This is a genomic window from Candidatus Nitronauta litoralis (assembly GCA_015698285.1).
Classification (GTDB): domain Bacteria; phylum Nitrospinota; class Nitrospinia; order Nitrospinales; family Nitrospinaceae; genus Nitronauta; species Nitronauta litoralis.
This window is the reverse complement of record CP048685.1, coordinates 563,481-578,616: the sequence shown is the minus strand read 5'-3', so window position 1 is coordinate 578,616 and position 15,136 is coordinate 563,481. Positions and strand designations below refer to the sequence as shown.

The following is a 15,136-nucleotide window of genomic DNA, read 5'->3' as shown; positions in this document are numbered from 1 at the left end:
TTTGATCATCGGGTGTTGAATCCTGAATTAAACCCACCATACTTTAAATGGAAAGTGAAAAGTTTTCCATGATATCGAGGGCTACGGGGTTGGGTATTTTTCGAATTCCTGCAATAAGCCAGAAATTTTCCTGGATTTCCGGAAGGGTGCCGATTTTGATCAGCTTTTTTTCGTCTACCAGTTCTTTTCCTGCAAAATCCGGAAGAGGCACCAACCCCATCCCCTCTGTTCCCAGCAGCTTTTGAACACTCGTGTCCTGGGTTTCGATGGTGATATCGATGGAAACTTTATTGGCTCGGAAAAAGTGATCAAGGTCATGGCGCAGCTTGCTGTGAAGGGTTGGCAGAATAAAAGGCTGATTGATTAGGGATTGGGGAAAATTGGTTTTCAGGTGGCGGTAATTGCCCGTCCCGAAAATCGAAATGGGAACACTGGCTAATAACTGGGCATCGAATTGTTCGCTCAAATCTACAGTGGGCGAATAGTTGGTCAGGAGCAAATCGATCCGGTGCGCAGACAGCTCCCGAAGAAGATAATTTCCATCACCTTCCAGAACGGTGGTGGCGCAATTCCGATTTGATCTGGCAAAACTGACCAGTTGATGGATCAGACGTTTGGGCAGACTTTCCAGTACTCCAATCCGTAAATGGGTCCGCTTGTTAAATGTTCCATTACGAACCACTTCCTGAAGTTCATCCCCCATCGCAAAAATCTCATTTGCATACTCCAGCACAATTTTTCCTTCCTCAGTCAATATCAGCTTTTTATTTTTGCGTTCAAACAATTTAATATTAAGATACTCTTCAAGGCTTTTGAGTTGAGTGCTCAAAGTGGGCTGGCCCAGTCGAAGGGTTTTGGAGGCCTTTGAAATGCTGCCCTCATTGGCAATCGTTTGAAACAGGTACAAGTGGTGATAATTTAACCAGGACATGAAGAGCCTCTTTGATTGATTTTATTGAACTAATAGTCAGCTTTAGCCTGACTTTTCAAATGAAAGAATATGTGTTTTGTTTTAGTGAGTATTTTGGGTTTTTCGTTTTATTTAAGAGAGGTTTAACTCATTTTTTATAAATTTTAGCGTCAAGTTCAAATTAATTTTTTATGAATTTTAAGTTCATGCAAGTAATTTTGAATGTAAATTCTATTTTATTCGTTTTTATAGATAAGAAAAGAGGAAATTATTAAATTTTTAAAATTAATTTCCGGGGCTATCAGGTTCTTTGGAAAGGATACCGGGGAGGAGCGAAGTTATTCAAGTTTTTAGTCCAGATTTAATGAATGGAAAGGGGTTTCGTTAATCCGTAAAGTTTGTACCATTCAAATGCTTTGGTCCGCACTTCCTCATCGGAAAACTCTGGATGATGTCCTTTGACGATTTCTCCCAGACTTTCGGTTAGATATTTATTCGAGATACCGAGACTTTTCCGCATGGCATCATCGTAAAGTGCCCACCTCCAGTTACGGGATGATTTTACTTGTTCCGGATTTAAACCCTTCACATTTGCAAAGTAGGCAAATTTGACGTCTGCATTTTTCAACCTGGTGCCTTGCATATTTGAACTTTGAAAATCGACACCAACCAGGCTAGCCGCAGTCAAATCCAAATCCTGTAAATTAGCGTGCCATATATCAGTTCCATCTAAAATGGCATCATTCAGGCGCACGCCGGTTAGATCAGCATTCATCAATATCACATTTTTCCAACTGCAATAAAAACATGTCATTAAAGTCATTTCTGCTTTTTCCAAAGTGGCTCCGTCAAAATTGCTCAAACTAAAATTTCCCGAAACCATTCGAGCATTTTTTAAATTTGCCGCACGAAAATCAGAATCGGAAAAGTCTGATTCTGATAAATCCGCATTTTCCAGGTTAGCTTTTGCCAAAAAAGCACCTGTTCCAAACGCTCCTTTCAAAGTAGTTCCTTCGAGGTTGGCTCCCTTGACGCCGACCAGTGGGTGCTGGGGGTCCCAGTTGTCTGGACGAGAAGACACGTCCTGTCGACTAAAGTCCGCGGTAAAAAGTGAATGGGAAAGGGAAGGGTTGATGAGTTTCCCATTGTATTCAGGAATCACAATAAGATACGCCGAGGATACGAAAACGACAAATCCCCATAGTAGCCGGAAGGCTTTGCTTTGTAATCCGAGGCGGACTCGAAATATTTTTTCCTCCAGGATTACCAACTGGTAATAGGCCAAGGTCAAGGTTGAAAGGGTAAGCCAGAATTGATATTGGGATAGCGTAGAGTTTTGGTTGACTGCGTAGCGGCCCATAAATATGAGAAGCAAGGTCGGGACCAGCATCCAACCTAGAAAGACAACGATGCCATACGTCAAGGTGTCTGCCACTTTGTCCTGGGACCTCAGTTTTCGGTAAAAAACCTTTACCCAGGTGTTGAACATCCACGGAAAAAGACGTTCGTCGAATGGGGTTCCATCAGGAAAAACAGCCGGGAGCTTGGCGATCAGGCGATAGTGTTTCATTAGATATAAATGGAAATACAAAAACAATCCGGCAATGCCAAACGGAGCGATCAAATAAAACTGCTGAATCGAAACCGGGGTTCCGATGATGGGAAGTGGAAAACTGGTGGAATTGGTTAGCAACTGCACGTCGGTGGTCGAAGCAATGGTCAGTAAGGAAAAGGCAACCACTGATACCATCATCAGGAACAAGGTGCGTAACAATTTGGAGGATTCTTCTATAATTTTCAGTCCGGAGAAATCTTCCACTTCATCGGGTAGCTTTGCATTGGTAAGGTTCGCCCCACCGATGTTCATGCCAAGCGTGACGGCTCCGGTCATGTCGGTTTTGATCAAATCGGCTTCAAAAAAATTTGCTTGTGTGAGCTGTGCGTTTTTCAGGTTGGTTCCCGAAAGATTGGCTCTTTCAAGATTGGCATCAGTGAAATCGGTAGAAGGCATGCCCGCAGAGCCTAGATCGGCCCGGGTTAAATCGGTTTGTGTGAAATTGGCCCCTTCCGCCTGGGCTTTGCTTAAGTCGGCGTCAACAAAACTGGAGTTAGAAAAATCCGCATTAAACAGAGTTGTGCTTTCTAAGTCAGCACTGTCGAACTTGCACTCGCTGGCATCAGTGGCCATTAAAGTTGCCTTTGAAAGGGAAACCTGGGAACAGTCGGATCCTGCTAAAGTTGCCTGCGTCAGAACAGTGCCGGTAAGATCGGCCTCTTTCAGGTTGCTTCCTGAAAGGTTTGCTCCTTTAAAGTGGCAATGCTGGAGGTTTGCCAATTCCAGATCTGCTCCGGTCAAATCACAGCCTTCGAAAATTGAAAAAGACCAGTCTTCTCCCTTCGAAAACTTTCCGGTGAGGTCCATCGTGGTGATCGAAGGTTTGGGCAGGCCGGAACCTGTTCCACCTGCAGCCATGTAAGCCTGCCGCTCTTCTTTAAAACGGTTCCATTCATTTTCGTCAAAAGGTCGAATGTCGCTCATGAATTCTGGAGAAAAAATTGAAATTTAATATTCTGTGATCTCACCGCCAGCGATTCGATGCGGTTGCTTATCATACTCCAGGGGATGGTCGGTGCCGGGAAGAATCGTGCCGTCGGTTGAATACGGGCCGATCTTGCTCCATGTGCCCCAGACTTCCTGCGAAACAAATTCAATTTTCAAAATCGCTTTCGGATTTTTATAACCGTACTTCATTGGGGCGATCACCCGCAAGGGAAATCCGTGTTCATCCGTTAGCGGGACACCGTTCATGTGAGTCACCATCATCGTGCGCGGATGACGCAGGGTTTCAAGGGACAGGTGTTCGACATATTCATCTGCGCAGTGAAAGGTTACCCCGATTGCATCTTCCATGGGCTGGACACGTCGCTCAATCTCGGCAAAGGAAAACCCGGACCACCTGGCACGCGCTGACCAGCACTCGACGCATTTAAGACGCGACTCCTGGTCGCGATCCGGAATCTCAAGCAACTCTTCAAGTGAGAAGCGTCCGGGTCGTTGGCACAGTCCGGTTACCTCAAGCGACCATTTGCTGGCATCTATTCGTCGATGGGGCTTCCAGTAGTTGATATAGAAAGTTTTAAAAATTCCGGTACGATTTTTTCCGACAAAATCGGTCCCGGTAAAATAATCGATGTCCGCTCCACGTCCCAACCGAGGCGTGACGACCAGTGCCAGAACCGAAGCCAGAAAGATCTGTCCCGTGCGTATCAGCCATGTCCTTCTTGCGAACGAAATTATTTTGCGCATCGGAAGCCAAGGAAACTGAAACGTTCTTCTGGAGGGATGATATTTTTCTGCCAGGTCTTGCTGAATTCAAAGTTGAGGTGCAGGTTCCATAATCCCCCACGCACAATTTTGCCACCCTCGCCTTCATCTGCGGTCCATTCCCATAACGAACCCGCCATATCGTGCACACCAAAGGGGGAAACGTCTTTTTTGTCCGTGCCCGGCTGGCGCTTCACCACGCCACTGAATTTCGGGTGGGGCATGCGCTTTCTAACCTTGTCGCCCCAGGGAAAGCTGCGGCCGTCATTGCCTCGTGCGGCTTTTTCCCATTCGGCATCAGTGGGCAGGCGGTTGCCCGCAGCCTCGCAAAAGGATTTTGCTTCTTCCCATGTCACATGGGAAACTGGATGATTGCCCGCGCCAGGAGGAATATTGTGATTAGGAACCACAGCGGCGTATTCGTTGTTCGTCACTTCAAACATGTCGATGGAAAATCCACCGAGCATGTAACGACGCTCTGGTTTTGCCAGCAGGTCTTCGGGGTGCCCCATGGTGAAAGGGCCCGGAGGGACAGTCACCTGCTCCGATGCAATTGCAATGGCAGGCTGAGCAAAAAGAAATAGCAGAACCACTACTCTCTTCATAGCACTCAGTATACCACCGCTAAGCGCGGGGCCAATGAAAACCACTGCCTTACAGTGGGTGATAAAAAGAGCAGGCTCGGGGACAATGCATTCCCGATCTTTTTGGAAGACGATAAAATTCTTGCCGGCCGGTGGGTCAACGATCACCTCACGAAACCGCAAAAAAGATTTATGAAAACTGATTATTACAAACAACTACTTTGGGAAGGACCAACAACTACCTCCCGAGAGGGAAGGAAAAGTTTAGTAGTTTTTATTGAAGAAATTGTTCATGTTTTTAAAAAATCAAAAGGATCATGAAGATATTTGCCTGGCATTTATTTTCTGTTTCATTTGCCTGGCGGCAAGAGCGTAGCCTCCATTGCCCCCATCGACAAAATGCAGATGCTCCTGGTTGTAATTGAAGATCATGCAGGTGACCAGGGCTCCGGGCGCCACATGGATGCCGTAAACCAGTTCCCCTTTCTGGTAGCGTGATTCAAGATAAGTTTCAAGGGATTTTCTGTTTTTTATTTTGCCAGATAATACATAACGCAGCACGTCATCAAATTTTCTAAAATCACTGTTGGCAACGAAATCCGATTTGTAACGACTCCAGTCTACTCCTGCAAACTGTGACTTGCTGTCGACAACAAACCAGCCGATTATCTGTTGGATCCACAGATCGAACCAGTAGCTAACAGATGAGAAAAAATTATGTCCCCAGGTTCGAATGCGGAATTCGTTTCCAAGCTGGCGATTTGATCGTGTCAGGTTCATCAGTTGGGGGCGGATAGGGTGATGTTCCGCTTCATCTCCAAAAAGTTCGGCAATTTTTGAAAGTGTTTCTGAATACACATCTGCATTTTCCTTTGGATCTTTGGATGTGGCCTGCACCATTAAAGTGATGGTTTCTTCATGCGGGCTGGGAATCATTTCCCAGCGACATTCGAGGCCAGTAAAATCTCCCTCGACCCCGACCGAGTCCGGATTTAACAGAAACTCTCTTCCGCGTTGAGGATCCTTGAGTATTGTTTCGGCGTAAGTGAGACCACCACCGGAAAATACCGCTTGAGTGACAATGGGTGAAACGCGGACTTTTGCGACCTGAACTGAGAACTCTGTATTGCTCAGTGTTGAAACAGGCAGTGTTCCCACACGCAGTTCCAGAGAAAACGCGTCCATTGCCATTTGTTGGGCCGCGCATAACGCACGTTGCACCTGGGGCAAAACACTTTCCGGAACACACAGGATTGCACCATCACCTCCAAACACATATGGAATCTGCAACGGTTTCACCGCATTGATCACAGCCATGATCGATGAGGCGCCGATGTTATTGACATCCTTGTAGCGCCCCTTTTCTATAGCCTGGGTTGAACCGCGGATATCAGCGAAGGCAATGTGCCAGTCATTGGGAACGATCTGAAAATCTTCAGCGTGGGTCAGGTCGTTGAAATTATCTAAAGTCGGGAGGTCGCGATAAAAATTATCTGATGACATGAGTCGATTATATCAAACATAAACTTTCGCTTGAATTTGATCGGGATTAAATGCTTTTTTCTGTACCCTCGGTTTTACCTGCTTGTAATTGTTCACGGGCCTTAGTGGAGATACTCACCTGATCCTGCTGCTGCTGAACAGTTTTCAGGCTGGACTGTCGATTGAGCTCGGCAATCCTTTCCTGCTTTCGATAGGTTCTGAATATCTGTGATACTTTCTGTATTGAAAGATCCATGTCAGTCCGCCTTCTTGAAATTGTTCATTTTGTTTGATTTACGCATTGCCTTTAAATCCGCCACCCTTTGACGAGGATGGATCCTGATAACCTTTGAACAGGTTCTTCGTTTTTTTGAACTGTTTAATCTGGTCTTCCAGTTCGTCTCGTTGTTGCGCGATGGCTTTTCGGGATTCCTCCTCACCGGCGATGAGCTTTTCAATGGAAAGGACAATTTCTCCTCGCAAAGTTTCTGTTTCCCGTGCTACCTTTTCGCGCTCGCTATCCCCCATCTGGTCCAGTCGAGTATTCATTTCCTGCTCAAGCTTATGGAGAGCCTGGACGTATTCGTTCTTTTTCTTAATGGCATTCATCAGCCCTTCATCATCCTGATTTGCGACCGCCTCCTGCTGTTCTCCGAGGTGGATCAGTAATTGCTGGTAGCAGTTTTTTTGTTGTTTTAAATTTTCAAAAATGATTTCCATTGAGTCCTCTGTTAAATCACACGATTGCGAGCAGATTGCGTTCCTGGTTTAGTTGATCCAGAGAATCGATTACTGCCCTTAACTGGTTGAATTGGTTTGTAGGGGGTTGTGTCGTTGATTCGGCCGGATCACTGGATAAGGCCAGTGGTCCGAAGTCGGTGTTGAGAAGTCCTTCCAGCTTTTCCTGAATCTGAGGTAAAAGGCCCGTGGCCTCATTAAAAAACAGATCCCGCACCTGATCAAAGTCGTTTTGGAATGCCTCCTCGAGAACAGGTTTCTCAATTTCCAGGGTTTCATCTTCCAGAAACCGGATGCCTATTTTTTTAAATAGATCTGGCAGAAGGCTGGTGTTTTCAGGCGGCTCGGTGCGGATGCCGTCTTCAATCGATTGCGCAGAATCAGAGATAAAAAACTCTCCGAATTTGAGGACACCTGCATCCTTCAATGGTTGACCGGAAACCGGGGGCGTGATGCGGTCGAATGTGTTCAGGATGTCTTCGGGAGCAGAGGCATCTTTAGAATCAGATCCCTCGTCCGTGCCCTGAGTCAGGGTATTTTGTACCCTGGTAATTTCCGGGTCGTCTACAACAGGAGGATTGCCCTCTTCAACACGGCGGGTTTCCCGGATAACCCTGTTGAAATCATCCGCGATACTGATGATTTGCTCTACGGCATTTTCAGAGTCGAATACCACACGCACTTCTATGTCGTTATCGGAAGTTTTCTTTAATTCCACCACCGCGTCTTCAATAGATTCGGTGAAATCATCAGTATCACTTTCCTGAGTGACTCCATTGATCTCAAGACTCGCGGTCTGTGGTGTAGTGTTGAGATTGGTGGGTGTTTGCCGGTCGAAATCAAATTGCGCTTCCTTCTGGATGGGGCGTCCCTTGGCGTTGAGCTCGAAAAAACCCAGCGCCAGTAACACACCGTCCGGATCACTGAGAGCAATAGCCGAAGTACCTCCGGTTTCACTGCTGAGAATCAGGCGGTCGTTGGTGAGGCCAGCCACCACCCGGTTTTCCTCTGTGCCCCCATCAAGCCGGTCATTATTGTTCCTGTCTTCATCCGGGTCGAGCACCCCGTTGCCGTTTATATCCTCGACAATGAACTTTCCTGGACCCTGTTCACTGCCTTCAACATCGATAATATCGATCTGATTGTTGGCATTGAGATCTTCCGGCCCATCGAGGATTCCGTTGCCGTTGGTGTCTTCACCTCGATTGATTTTGTCGCGGATGTTGGACAGCCCATCCATGGATTCCACGGTTACGGTCACCCCATTGATTCCAAAACTGCCGTTTAAGTTCAGCGCAGAACCTGAAGTGAACCGGTCGGAAGCCAGCACTTGTCCGCTGGACAAACGAGTCGAGCTGAAATTGAATTGATCGAGGGGAGTCTGATTGCCGGGAGTGACGTTTAAAACTTCGGGAATGGAAATTCGGGTATTTCTTGTGGTGAAATCTCCTTCACCCAGCAGAGCGCCGACCCTTTCACTCAGGTCTTCCAGACGGTTGCGTATGGATTGCCTGAATCCGTTTTGGGCGGACTCCACCCGCTGCGGATTGAGGGTAGCGGAAACGACTAAGGTATTGGGGTTTCCGGAGGAATTAGAATAAAACGGGAGCGCAGGGAGACTGACACCCGGGCGATCAGTTGATCGCGGTGCAGGAGTTGTGCGGGTTGTTACCTGACCGAATCCAGCCGTTTCGGCATCTCCCGTATTACGTTCACGAGATATGGGAGCCTTCAGCCGGGATAAGGGCAGACCGGTGACGCTGGGTATTTGCATGGGCCGAAAAATCCCAGGGCTTGTAATCGATTGGGCGTAAAGATTTTTCTCGCCACAGCCGATATAGACCCTGAGAGGGTGATGGACACGCCCGCGACTTCAAGCCGAAGAACGGTTCATCACCCAAACGACCCAGGAATAAACATTCCAATGCCTATATAAGACGGTCGGTGTTTGGACAATGCTATGCGCACCGTATGCCGGCGTGCTCTTTCCTCCCCAGTACCGGAGCACGCTGGCACGTCTTTACTTCGGCTCAACTACCAACGTGTCAGTTGAACCTCAAAAAAACTGCCTTTCAATTTTCAAGTTACTGCTTTCCCATTTCCTTTTCTATAAAACAGTCCTCAATTTATTAAACTTAAGCGGTCCTTTTCTTCAATTCGTAACTTGATCCTTTCATTAGACCAGACGGTCAACGTTCTGTCCGCGGTTAGTCACTTCACTTTCCGGCTCGCGCTGACTGTTTTCCTGACTTTCCTGATCAGCCCTTTGCTCAGCGTCTTCTTCCACTGACTGTCTTAAAATTTCATTGTTTGCATTGGGTCGGCCAGTATTTGTTGCAGCAAGTCCGGCATCAGATTCTGTGAGGCCTTCGGCGCTTCCACCCTGGACCGGGTTATTGGCCGGTCCGGTATCTACCTCGTCAACAGGTTGAGAGGCAGCGGGTTCCAGAACTTCGAGGGAACCCTGGGCCCCCGCCTGTTGTTGAACACTTGCTTCGGCTGCCGCTTCGATCTGCGCTCCGCTGCCGCCAACGTTTTCTGAATCCGGATCGGGAGCGGCCTGCTCAAAGGCCTCGTTGACATTTTCCGGTCCATTCTGACCAACTGCAGCCCTGTCATTTACTGGGGAAACGGCGTTAGTCAGGTCCGCAACCGATTGGCTGAATTCGAAACGATCATCAATATTTTGTCCAAGGTTATCCTGGATATCCTGAGAGGGCACGTTAAGGGTTTCCCCTTCCACCCTGATTTCCTGCTGTTCAATGGCGCCGGGTCCATTTTCATTGACCGAGACGATATCTTCCTGCCTAATTTCTGCTTGTCGAGCTTCTTCCGCACGATCGTTTTCAATCTCTTCATTCTGGACATCTTCTTCCCGAACCTGCCGAGCGTTCTCAAGTCCCGGAATATTGATATTTTGGTTTTGAACCGATAAATCACCTGTTTCAGCCATGATCTTGTCTCCCCAGATATTGCCTCGAAGTACTCTATGACCCCGGGGGCAGTTTCTTTAACTTTATAAAAACCGTTTTTAAAATCCTTGATTTATGGGTATTTCTTCTATTTTTTTCAAGACAGCATTAAAGTCTTTTCTTCATGCGCCGATAAGTTGTTCAGGGCGAATGGAATCCTTTTTCCCTCCCTCACCTCAAAAAAATAAAAAGGTAAAGGTTGAAATACAGGGACACATACAAGCCGTCAAACTAGGTTACACGGTCTCCTGACGTTCTTATCGGCAAAAATAATGAAAACTTTAGGGTGGGATGATGATTTTTTGGGTGTTTTTTTCTTGAACGCTAGAAACTAATTAAAAAACAATTAGTTGGGCTGGGTTGGGGGTAGAAGTTTTGGGAGCAGGGTTTGCCATTCTTCGTAAAAGGGAGTCAATTCATATTCCAGAAGGTCTGCTAAAAGGACCCAGTCTCTATTCTGGTTGGCTTCCACCATCTGGGTGGTGTAGCCAAGCAGGCGTTCTTTTCGGCCCTGGAGTGTTTCTTTGCCCAAATTCAGTGCGGCTGGTTCCTGGCCAGTGGCGTCTATTATCGAATCGACTACTTCGGAAAACCATTCAATGCCGTCAATAATTTCGAGGAAAAATTCGTTGGCTTCCTGTTCGTTGCCCATACGAAACAGTTCGGCGGCTTTTTCAAAACCCGGTAAAAGACGCTCAAGGTATTCACTGGCATTCTCTATATTACGGGCAATGAGCGCCTCAATAGGTGCGAATTCGACTTCAATTCGATCTTCAAGATTGAGGGGTAATTTAAAAACTCCTTCACTGTCAATAGCAATTTCTTCACCGTTCAATCTGAGACCCATAATATGGAGGCCGAGGGATTGTCGTTCCTGTAAGAGCCTCTCTAATAGAGGGCCCAATTCGGACTCGGCAACCGTGTCAGAGATTTCTTCACCATTAATAAAAAGTTTCATACGAACCTATCGAAAATGATTGAAAACACAGGCTATTGTATCGGGCAAACCGCGCGTTTGCAATCTACACCTTATGGAAGATAAGTCTGACACATTACAGGTTGCCAAACCCTTATAGAGGAGCTGGCGTGCGGGGAGTTTGACAATAAATCAGGTCAGCCTATAATTTATTAGAAACCTATTTCATCAGAAGGTGACGCTATGGCAGGGATCATTGATTCCGGATCCACCACCCGGATCCTGAACACTATCAACCGAAATCAGGAGGGGCTTCTCACTCGCCTTTCACAACTGGCATCAGGCAATCGCCTGGTCAATGCCAGTGTAGATGCTGCGGGTCTTGCCATTTCCGAAGGACTGCGGTCAGATATCGCCGCCTTGAGCCAGTCAGTGCGAAACATCGAAACCGGAGGAAATTTTATTCGCGTCGCTGAAGGGGGACTGTCGACAATTTCCGATTTGATCGGCCGAGGTAGGGAACTTGCTATTCAAGCGGCCAACGGAACGCTGGGTGATGCGGAACGGGAGACCATCAACGCCGAGTTTTCCCAGATATTGACAGAGATCGACCGGGTATCGGGAACTCAGGAATTTAACGGGCAAAATATTCTCGACGGGAACCTGGCGCCGAACTCTCCCAACCAGGTCGACATCCAGGTGGGTATAGAGAGCGGGCCGGAAAACCAGATCAACCTGAATGTGATTGATGAAACCAGTACCCAAAGTCTGGGTATTGACAACCTCGACGTATTGACTTCGCAAAACGCCTTGCAGGCATTTGATCAACTGGGCCAGGCCCAGCAGACGGTGATCAACACCCGGGGGGAGGTAGGCGCTTTGTCCAATCGTCTCGAAATCACCTCACGCAACACGCGCAACACGCTGGTCAATCTGGAATCGAGCCGCAATGAAATCGCTGGAACCGACATCGCTGCAGGTATTTCAGAATTGAACAACTCCCTGCTGCGTATAGAATCTTCCGTGCGTGCATTGGCCCTCCAGACTCAATCGAACGAAAGCAACATCGGCCGCCTGCTCAACATTAACACCTGAGTCCTCGCCTGACGGGCAGCGGGCTGCATCCTTCATGGGCAAGAATTCCCCTTATTTTGCTATCCTATACTCCCATCATAGCTTCAAATAATTGCCGTGGAGTTTGGGCTTGACCCATCTGCCTCTAAATGATAATTAAGAAGGTCTTAAATAGTTTGATTTATTCTGTCTGGGCCACCTGCAGCTTTCTGGAAACCACGAATCTGCACGAGGCCGGAAACAGTTTTTATAAGTTCCCAGAAATACATCCTGAAAGCTGCCTAAACCGGAGAGTGTTCAATGGAAGTCAATACTATCAAGGTTGAAATTCGGAAACATCATGTGACCCCGGGTGTTAATGTGCTGGATTTGCACATCGATGCCAACGGGGAAAAAATCATCAAACAGACCCAGCACAAGGACATCGACCGGGCATACCAGAAGTTTGTCGAAGAAATCATCCGTGTGTCTAAAGAGCTGGCAGAAGCGCCTCTTGAAGGCCACAAGATGGAAGAAGTTTAATCCGGATTATTTTTATATAGTTTAACGAATCACCCGCAGGTTAGCCCAGTGGTTAACCGGGACGGGTGATTTTCATTTTTTTGAGCTTCTCTACCAGGGTCGTGCGGTTCAGTCCAAGAACCTGTGCGGCTTTGTTCTTGACCCAATCGGTCCTGTCCAACGCTTCCACGATCAATTCCTTTTCGAATTCCTCCACCACCTGTTTCAGACTGATGCCTTCTTCAGGTAAACCCGAAAAGTAGGGTTGCTGCCGATTGTTCCGTAAAAATTCCGCGGGGGAATCTCCCGGAACCTCTTCTTCATGAGGTGCCCAGTTTTCCTGTGGCGTGTCACCGAGAACTTTCGCCGGAAGGTCGCGCGGGGTGAGGGTGCCCGACCGACTGAGGACCACCATCCGCTCTACAAAATTGGCGAGTTCGCGAATGTTGCCCGGCCAGGGATAGTTGCAGAGAATCTTCAATGCCTGGGGATCGACCCCGGTTACATTCTTTCCCTTGGATTCGTTGAACACCTTGAGGTAGTGGTTTACGAGATGAGGGATGTCTTCCTGCCGTTCGCGTAATGGAGGCAGGTGAATCGGAATAACATTCAAACGGTAATACAAGTCTTCGCGGAATTTTTCGTTTTCAATGGACGCCTCCAGGTCGCGATGGGTCGCGGCAATGACACGGACGTCGATGGGAATAGGGCGGGTGCCGCCCACCCGGTCGATTTCACCTTCCGCCAGCACCCGCAACAGTTTGACCTGAAGCGTGGGGGGCATGTCTCCTATTTCATCCAGAAACACGGTGCCATCGTGCGCCAGTTCCAGACGTCCGATGCGCTGGTTGATCGCGCCGGTGAAGGATCCTTTTTCATGACCGAACAGTTCAGATTCCAGTAACTCACCCGGAATAGCACCGCAGTTTACCGGCATAAAGGATTGTGTTGCCCGGCCGCTATTGTGGTGCAAAGCCCTTGCAATGAGCTCCTTGCCAGTTCCGGATTCACCGCAGATCAGCACGGTGCTGTCCGAATCGGCGGCCCGCTCCACCATATCAAACACTTTCTGGATGGCAGGACTTTGCCCGATGAGGTGATATTTCCCGGTTTTGAGCTTGATCGACATAGTGATTTATTATAATGCCGAAGCAGGAAATGTCAAAAAATATATGATTTAACTAGTTGATTTTATTTGCCAATACAAAAATCGTCAAAAATCTGATCTAGAAGGTCGGTGGCGTAGTCCTTGCCGGTGAGGCTTCCAAGGATTTCCAGAGCCGAGTTCATATCTACCGCAATGAGGTCCTCTGACTGGTCCTCTTCCAGCGATTGGCAGACCTGCTTCAGACTTTCCAGGGATCGGGTGAGTGCCTGGTGGTGCCGTTCCCGTGTGATGATGAGGGACTCGCGCGCCAGGTTTCCTCCTGCGGCGATACCGTAAAGATGATCTTTCAGTCTATCCAACCCCTCTCCAATTTTGGCTGAAAGAGAGATTTGTTTTTCCGTTTTAAGGGAAGCGGACAGATTGTCTGTTTTTAAAGTCTGTGGAAGGTCACTTTTATTGATGATAGCGCAACGGTTGATTTCCTTCGTTTCCTCAATCAAGCGCCGGTCATCGTCGTCGAGTGTCTGTGAGCCATCGAGAATGACCAGCGCAAGGTCGGCCTGTTCCAGCGCACGCCGGGTTCGGGCGATGCCTACTTCTTCAATGGATTCAGGATGTTCGCGGATCCCGGCTGTGTCGAGTATCGTCAGGTGCAGGTCTTTCAACTTGATCCGTTCTTCCAGCACGTCGCGCGTGGTGCCGGGATGCGGGGTGACAATCGCGCGGTCTTCATCCAGTAGCGCGTTGAGAAGACTCGATTTCCCAACATTGGGTTTTCCAACGAGAACAACCTTTAGGCCGTCGCGAACGATTCGTCCCTGTTTGAAAGTGTCGGCTAACCTTGTGATTTCATCGGACACCTGCTGGACATCGCAACGCATTTTATTTTTCTGATTGAACTCAAGTCCTTCTTCCGGAAAATCGATGGCCGTTTCCAGATGAGACAACACACCCAGCAAGCGGTCGTAAAATCCTTCCAGCTTTTTTGACAGGCGGCCCTGCAGGTGGGAGAGGGCATTGGTGCGGGCTCTCTCGGATGCGGCGTGGATGAGGTCGGTCACCGCTTCTGCCTGGGTGAGGTCCAGTTTGCCGTTGACAAAAGCGCGACGGGTGAACTCCCCTGGATCCGCAAGCCTTGATCCGCAATGGAGCAGGACCTGCAATATCCCCTGTGAGACCAGCACACCACCGTGGCAGGAAATTTCGACCACGTCTTCGCCGGTGAAACTGCGCGGACCGGGGAACCAGGTGACGAGCCCGGTATCGAGCAGGTCGCCCGAGTCGGGGTTGTTGAAAGTTCCCATGGTGGCGCGGCGACCCGTGATCGTCTCTACACTTTTGCCCGTTGCAGGTTTGAAAACCTGCTTGAGAATTTTCAATGAATCGGGTCCGCTCAAGCGGATGATGTGCAGCCCTCCTTCTCCAGGAGGTGTGGCAATTGCGGCGATGGTATCAGGCATGAGGATGGTGATCGGTAAAATTAATTTTGGCAATGACTTCGGCTAACTAAAGCCTCAACACATCTT

Annotated in this window: 14 protein-coding genes; 2 read left to right on the top strand and 12 right to left on the bottom strand. The window is 48.2% G+C overall.

What is annotated here, in order from left to right:
* Positions 1-43: 43 nt before the first annotated feature.
* The 10 genes from G3M70_02600 to G3M70_02555 all read right to left on the bottom strand — a co-directional run bounded on the left by G3M70_02600 (position 44) and on the right by G3M70_02555 (position 10,969).
* Complete coding sequence (locus G3M70_02600; protein ID QPJ60835.1) at positions 44-931, bottom strand: LysR family transcriptional regulator; 888 nt, start codon at positions 929-931, stop codon at positions 44-46.
* A 340-nt stretch (positions 932-1,271) separates the two neighbouring features.
* A complete protein-coding gene (locus tag G3M70_02595) occupies positions 1,272-3,449 on the bottom strand; it encodes a pentapeptide repeat-containing protein (GenBank protein QPJ60834.1) in 2,178 nt (725 codons plus the stop codon).
* Between the two features lie 24 nt (positions 3,450-3,473).
* Positions 3,474-4,217, bottom strand: coding sequence for a molybdopterin-dependent oxidoreductase (locus G3M70_02590; protein QPJ60833.1), 744 nt, complete (start codon positions 4,215-4,217; stop codon positions 3,474-3,476).
* Positions 4,205-5,002, bottom strand: coding sequence for a formylglycine-generating enzyme family protein (locus G3M70_02585; GenBank protein QPJ60832.1), 798 nt, complete (start codon positions 5,000-5,002; stop codon positions 4,205-4,207). Before G3M70_02585 ends, G3M70_02590 begins: the two co-directional genes overlap by 13 nt.
* A gap of 132 nt (positions 5,003-5,134) precedes the next feature.
* The gene (locus G3M70_02580; protein ID QPJ60831.1) at positions 5,135-6,322 is read right to left on the bottom strand and encodes a DUF3095 domain-containing protein; all 1,188 of its coding nucleotides are present in this window, start codon (positions 6,320-6,322) and stop codon (positions 5,135-5,137) included.
* A gap of 46 nt (positions 6,323-6,368) precedes the next feature.
* Positions 6,369-6,557 carry a hypothetical protein gene (locus G3M70_02575; GenBank protein QPJ60830.1) on the bottom strand — a complete coding sequence of 63 codons (189 nt, stop codon included), beginning with the start codon at positions 6,555-6,557 and terminating at the stop codon, positions 6,369-6,371.
* Between the two features lie 38 nt (positions 6,558-6,595).
* Entirely contained in the window at positions 6,596-7,021 is a 426-nt protein-coding gene (locus tag G3M70_02570; protein ID QPJ60829.1) for a flagellar protein FlgN, read from the bottom strand.
* Between the two features lie 16 nt (positions 7,022-7,037).
* Positions 7,038-8,813: a flagellar filament capping protein FliD gene (gene fliD / locus G3M70_02565; GenBank protein ID QPJ60828.1), complete on the bottom strand. Its 1,776-nt coding sequence runs from the start codon at positions 8,811-8,813 to the stop codon at positions 7,038-7,040.
* A gap of 402 nt (positions 8,814-9,215) precedes the next feature.
* Positions 9,216-9,992, bottom strand: a complete 777-nt coding sequence (locus G3M70_02560) for a hypothetical protein (GenBank protein ID QPJ60827.1) — start codon at positions 9,990-9,992, stop codon at positions 9,216-9,218.
* A 365-nt stretch (positions 9,993-10,357) separates the two neighbouring features.
* Entirely contained in the window at positions 10,358-10,969 is a 612-nt protein-coding gene (locus tag G3M70_02555; GenBank protein ID QPJ60826.1) for a hypothetical protein, read from the bottom strand.
* Positions 10,970-11,170: 201 nt separating this feature from the next.
* On the opposite strand from G3M70_02555, the gene G3M70_02550 reads away from it, so the two are divergent.
* Positions 11,171-12,022, top strand: a complete 852-nt coding sequence (locus G3M70_02550; protein QPJ60825.1) for a flagellin FliC — start codon at positions 11,171-11,173, stop codon at positions 12,020-12,022.
* A gap of 279 nt (positions 12,023-12,301) precedes the next feature.
* Positions 12,302-12,523: a hypothetical protein gene (locus G3M70_02545; GenBank protein QPJ60824.1), complete on the top strand. Its 222-nt coding sequence runs from the start codon at positions 12,302-12,304 to the stop codon at positions 12,521-12,523.
* A gap of 52 nt (positions 12,524-12,575) precedes the next feature.
* On the opposite strand, the gene G3M70_02540 is transcribed toward G3M70_02545, so the two are convergent.
* Both G3M70_02540 and mnmE read right to left on the bottom strand, forming a co-directional pair.
* Complete coding sequence (locus G3M70_02540; protein QPJ60823.1) at positions 12,576-13,631, bottom strand: sigma-54-dependent Fis family transcriptional regulator; 1,056 nt, start codon at positions 13,629-13,631, stop codon at positions 12,576-12,578.
* Between the two features lie 62 nt (positions 13,632-13,693).
* On the bottom strand, positions 13,694-15,070 hold the full coding sequence (gene mnmE / locus G3M70_02535; protein ID QPJ63684.1) for a tRNA uridine-5-carboxymethylaminomethyl(34) synthesis GTPase MnmE: 1,377 nt from the start codon (positions 15,068-15,070) through the stop codon (positions 13,694-13,696).
* Positions 15,071-15,136: the final 66 nt, after the last annotated feature.

What these genes read in the sequence shown, in the direction of transcription:
- G3M70_02600 (QPJ60835.1), bottom strand. Translation starts at nt 931, where the DNA reads ATGTCCTGGTTAAATTATCACCACTTGTACCTGTTTCAAACGATTGCC.
- G3M70_02595 (QPJ60834.1), bottom strand. Translation starts at nt 3,449, where the DNA reads ATGAGCGACATTCGACCTTTTGACGAAAATGAATGGAACCGTTTTAAA.
- G3M70_02590 (QPJ60833.1), bottom strand. Translation starts at nt 4,217, where the DNA reads ATGCGCAAAATAATTTCGTTCGCAAGAAGGACATGGCTGATACGCACG.
- G3M70_02580 (QPJ60831.1), bottom strand. Translation starts at nt 6,322, where the DNA reads ATGTCATCAGATAATTTTTATCGCGACCTCCCGACTTTAGATAATTTC.
- G3M70_02575 (QPJ60830.1), bottom strand. Translation starts at nt 6,557, where the DNA reads ATGGATCTTTCAATACAGAAAGTATCACAGATATTCAGAACCTATCGA.
- G3M70_02570 (QPJ60829.1), bottom strand. Translation starts at nt 7,021, where the DNA reads ATGGAAATCATTTTTGAAAATTTAAAACAACAAAAAAACTGCTACCAG.
- fliD (QPJ60828.1), bottom strand. Translation starts at nt 8,813, where the DNA reads ATGCAAATACCCAGCGTCACCGGTCTGCCCTTATCCCGGCTGAAGGCT.
- G3M70_02560 (QPJ60827.1), bottom strand. Translation starts at nt 9,992, where the DNA reads ATGGCTGAAACAGGTGATTTATCGGTTCAAAACCAAAATATCAATATT.
- G3M70_02555 (QPJ60826.1), bottom strand. Translation starts at nt 10,969, where the DNA reads ATGAAACTTTTTATTAATGGTGAAGAAATCTCTGACACGGTTGCCGAG.
- G3M70_02550 (QPJ60825.1), top strand. Translation starts at nt 11,171, where the DNA reads ATGGCAGGGATCATTGATTCCGGATCCACCACCCGGATCCTGAACACT.
- G3M70_02545 (QPJ60824.1), top strand. Translation starts at nt 12,302, where the DNA reads ATGGAAGTCAATACTATCAAGGTTGAAATTCGGAAACATCATGTGACC.
- G3M70_02540 (QPJ60823.1), bottom strand. Translation starts at nt 13,631, where the DNA reads ATGTCGATCAAGCTCAAAACCGGGAAATATCACCTCATCGGGCAAAGT.
- mnmE (QPJ63684.1), bottom strand. Translation starts at nt 15,070, where the DNA reads ATGCCTGATACCATCGCCGCAATTGCCACACCTCCTGGAGAAGGAGGG.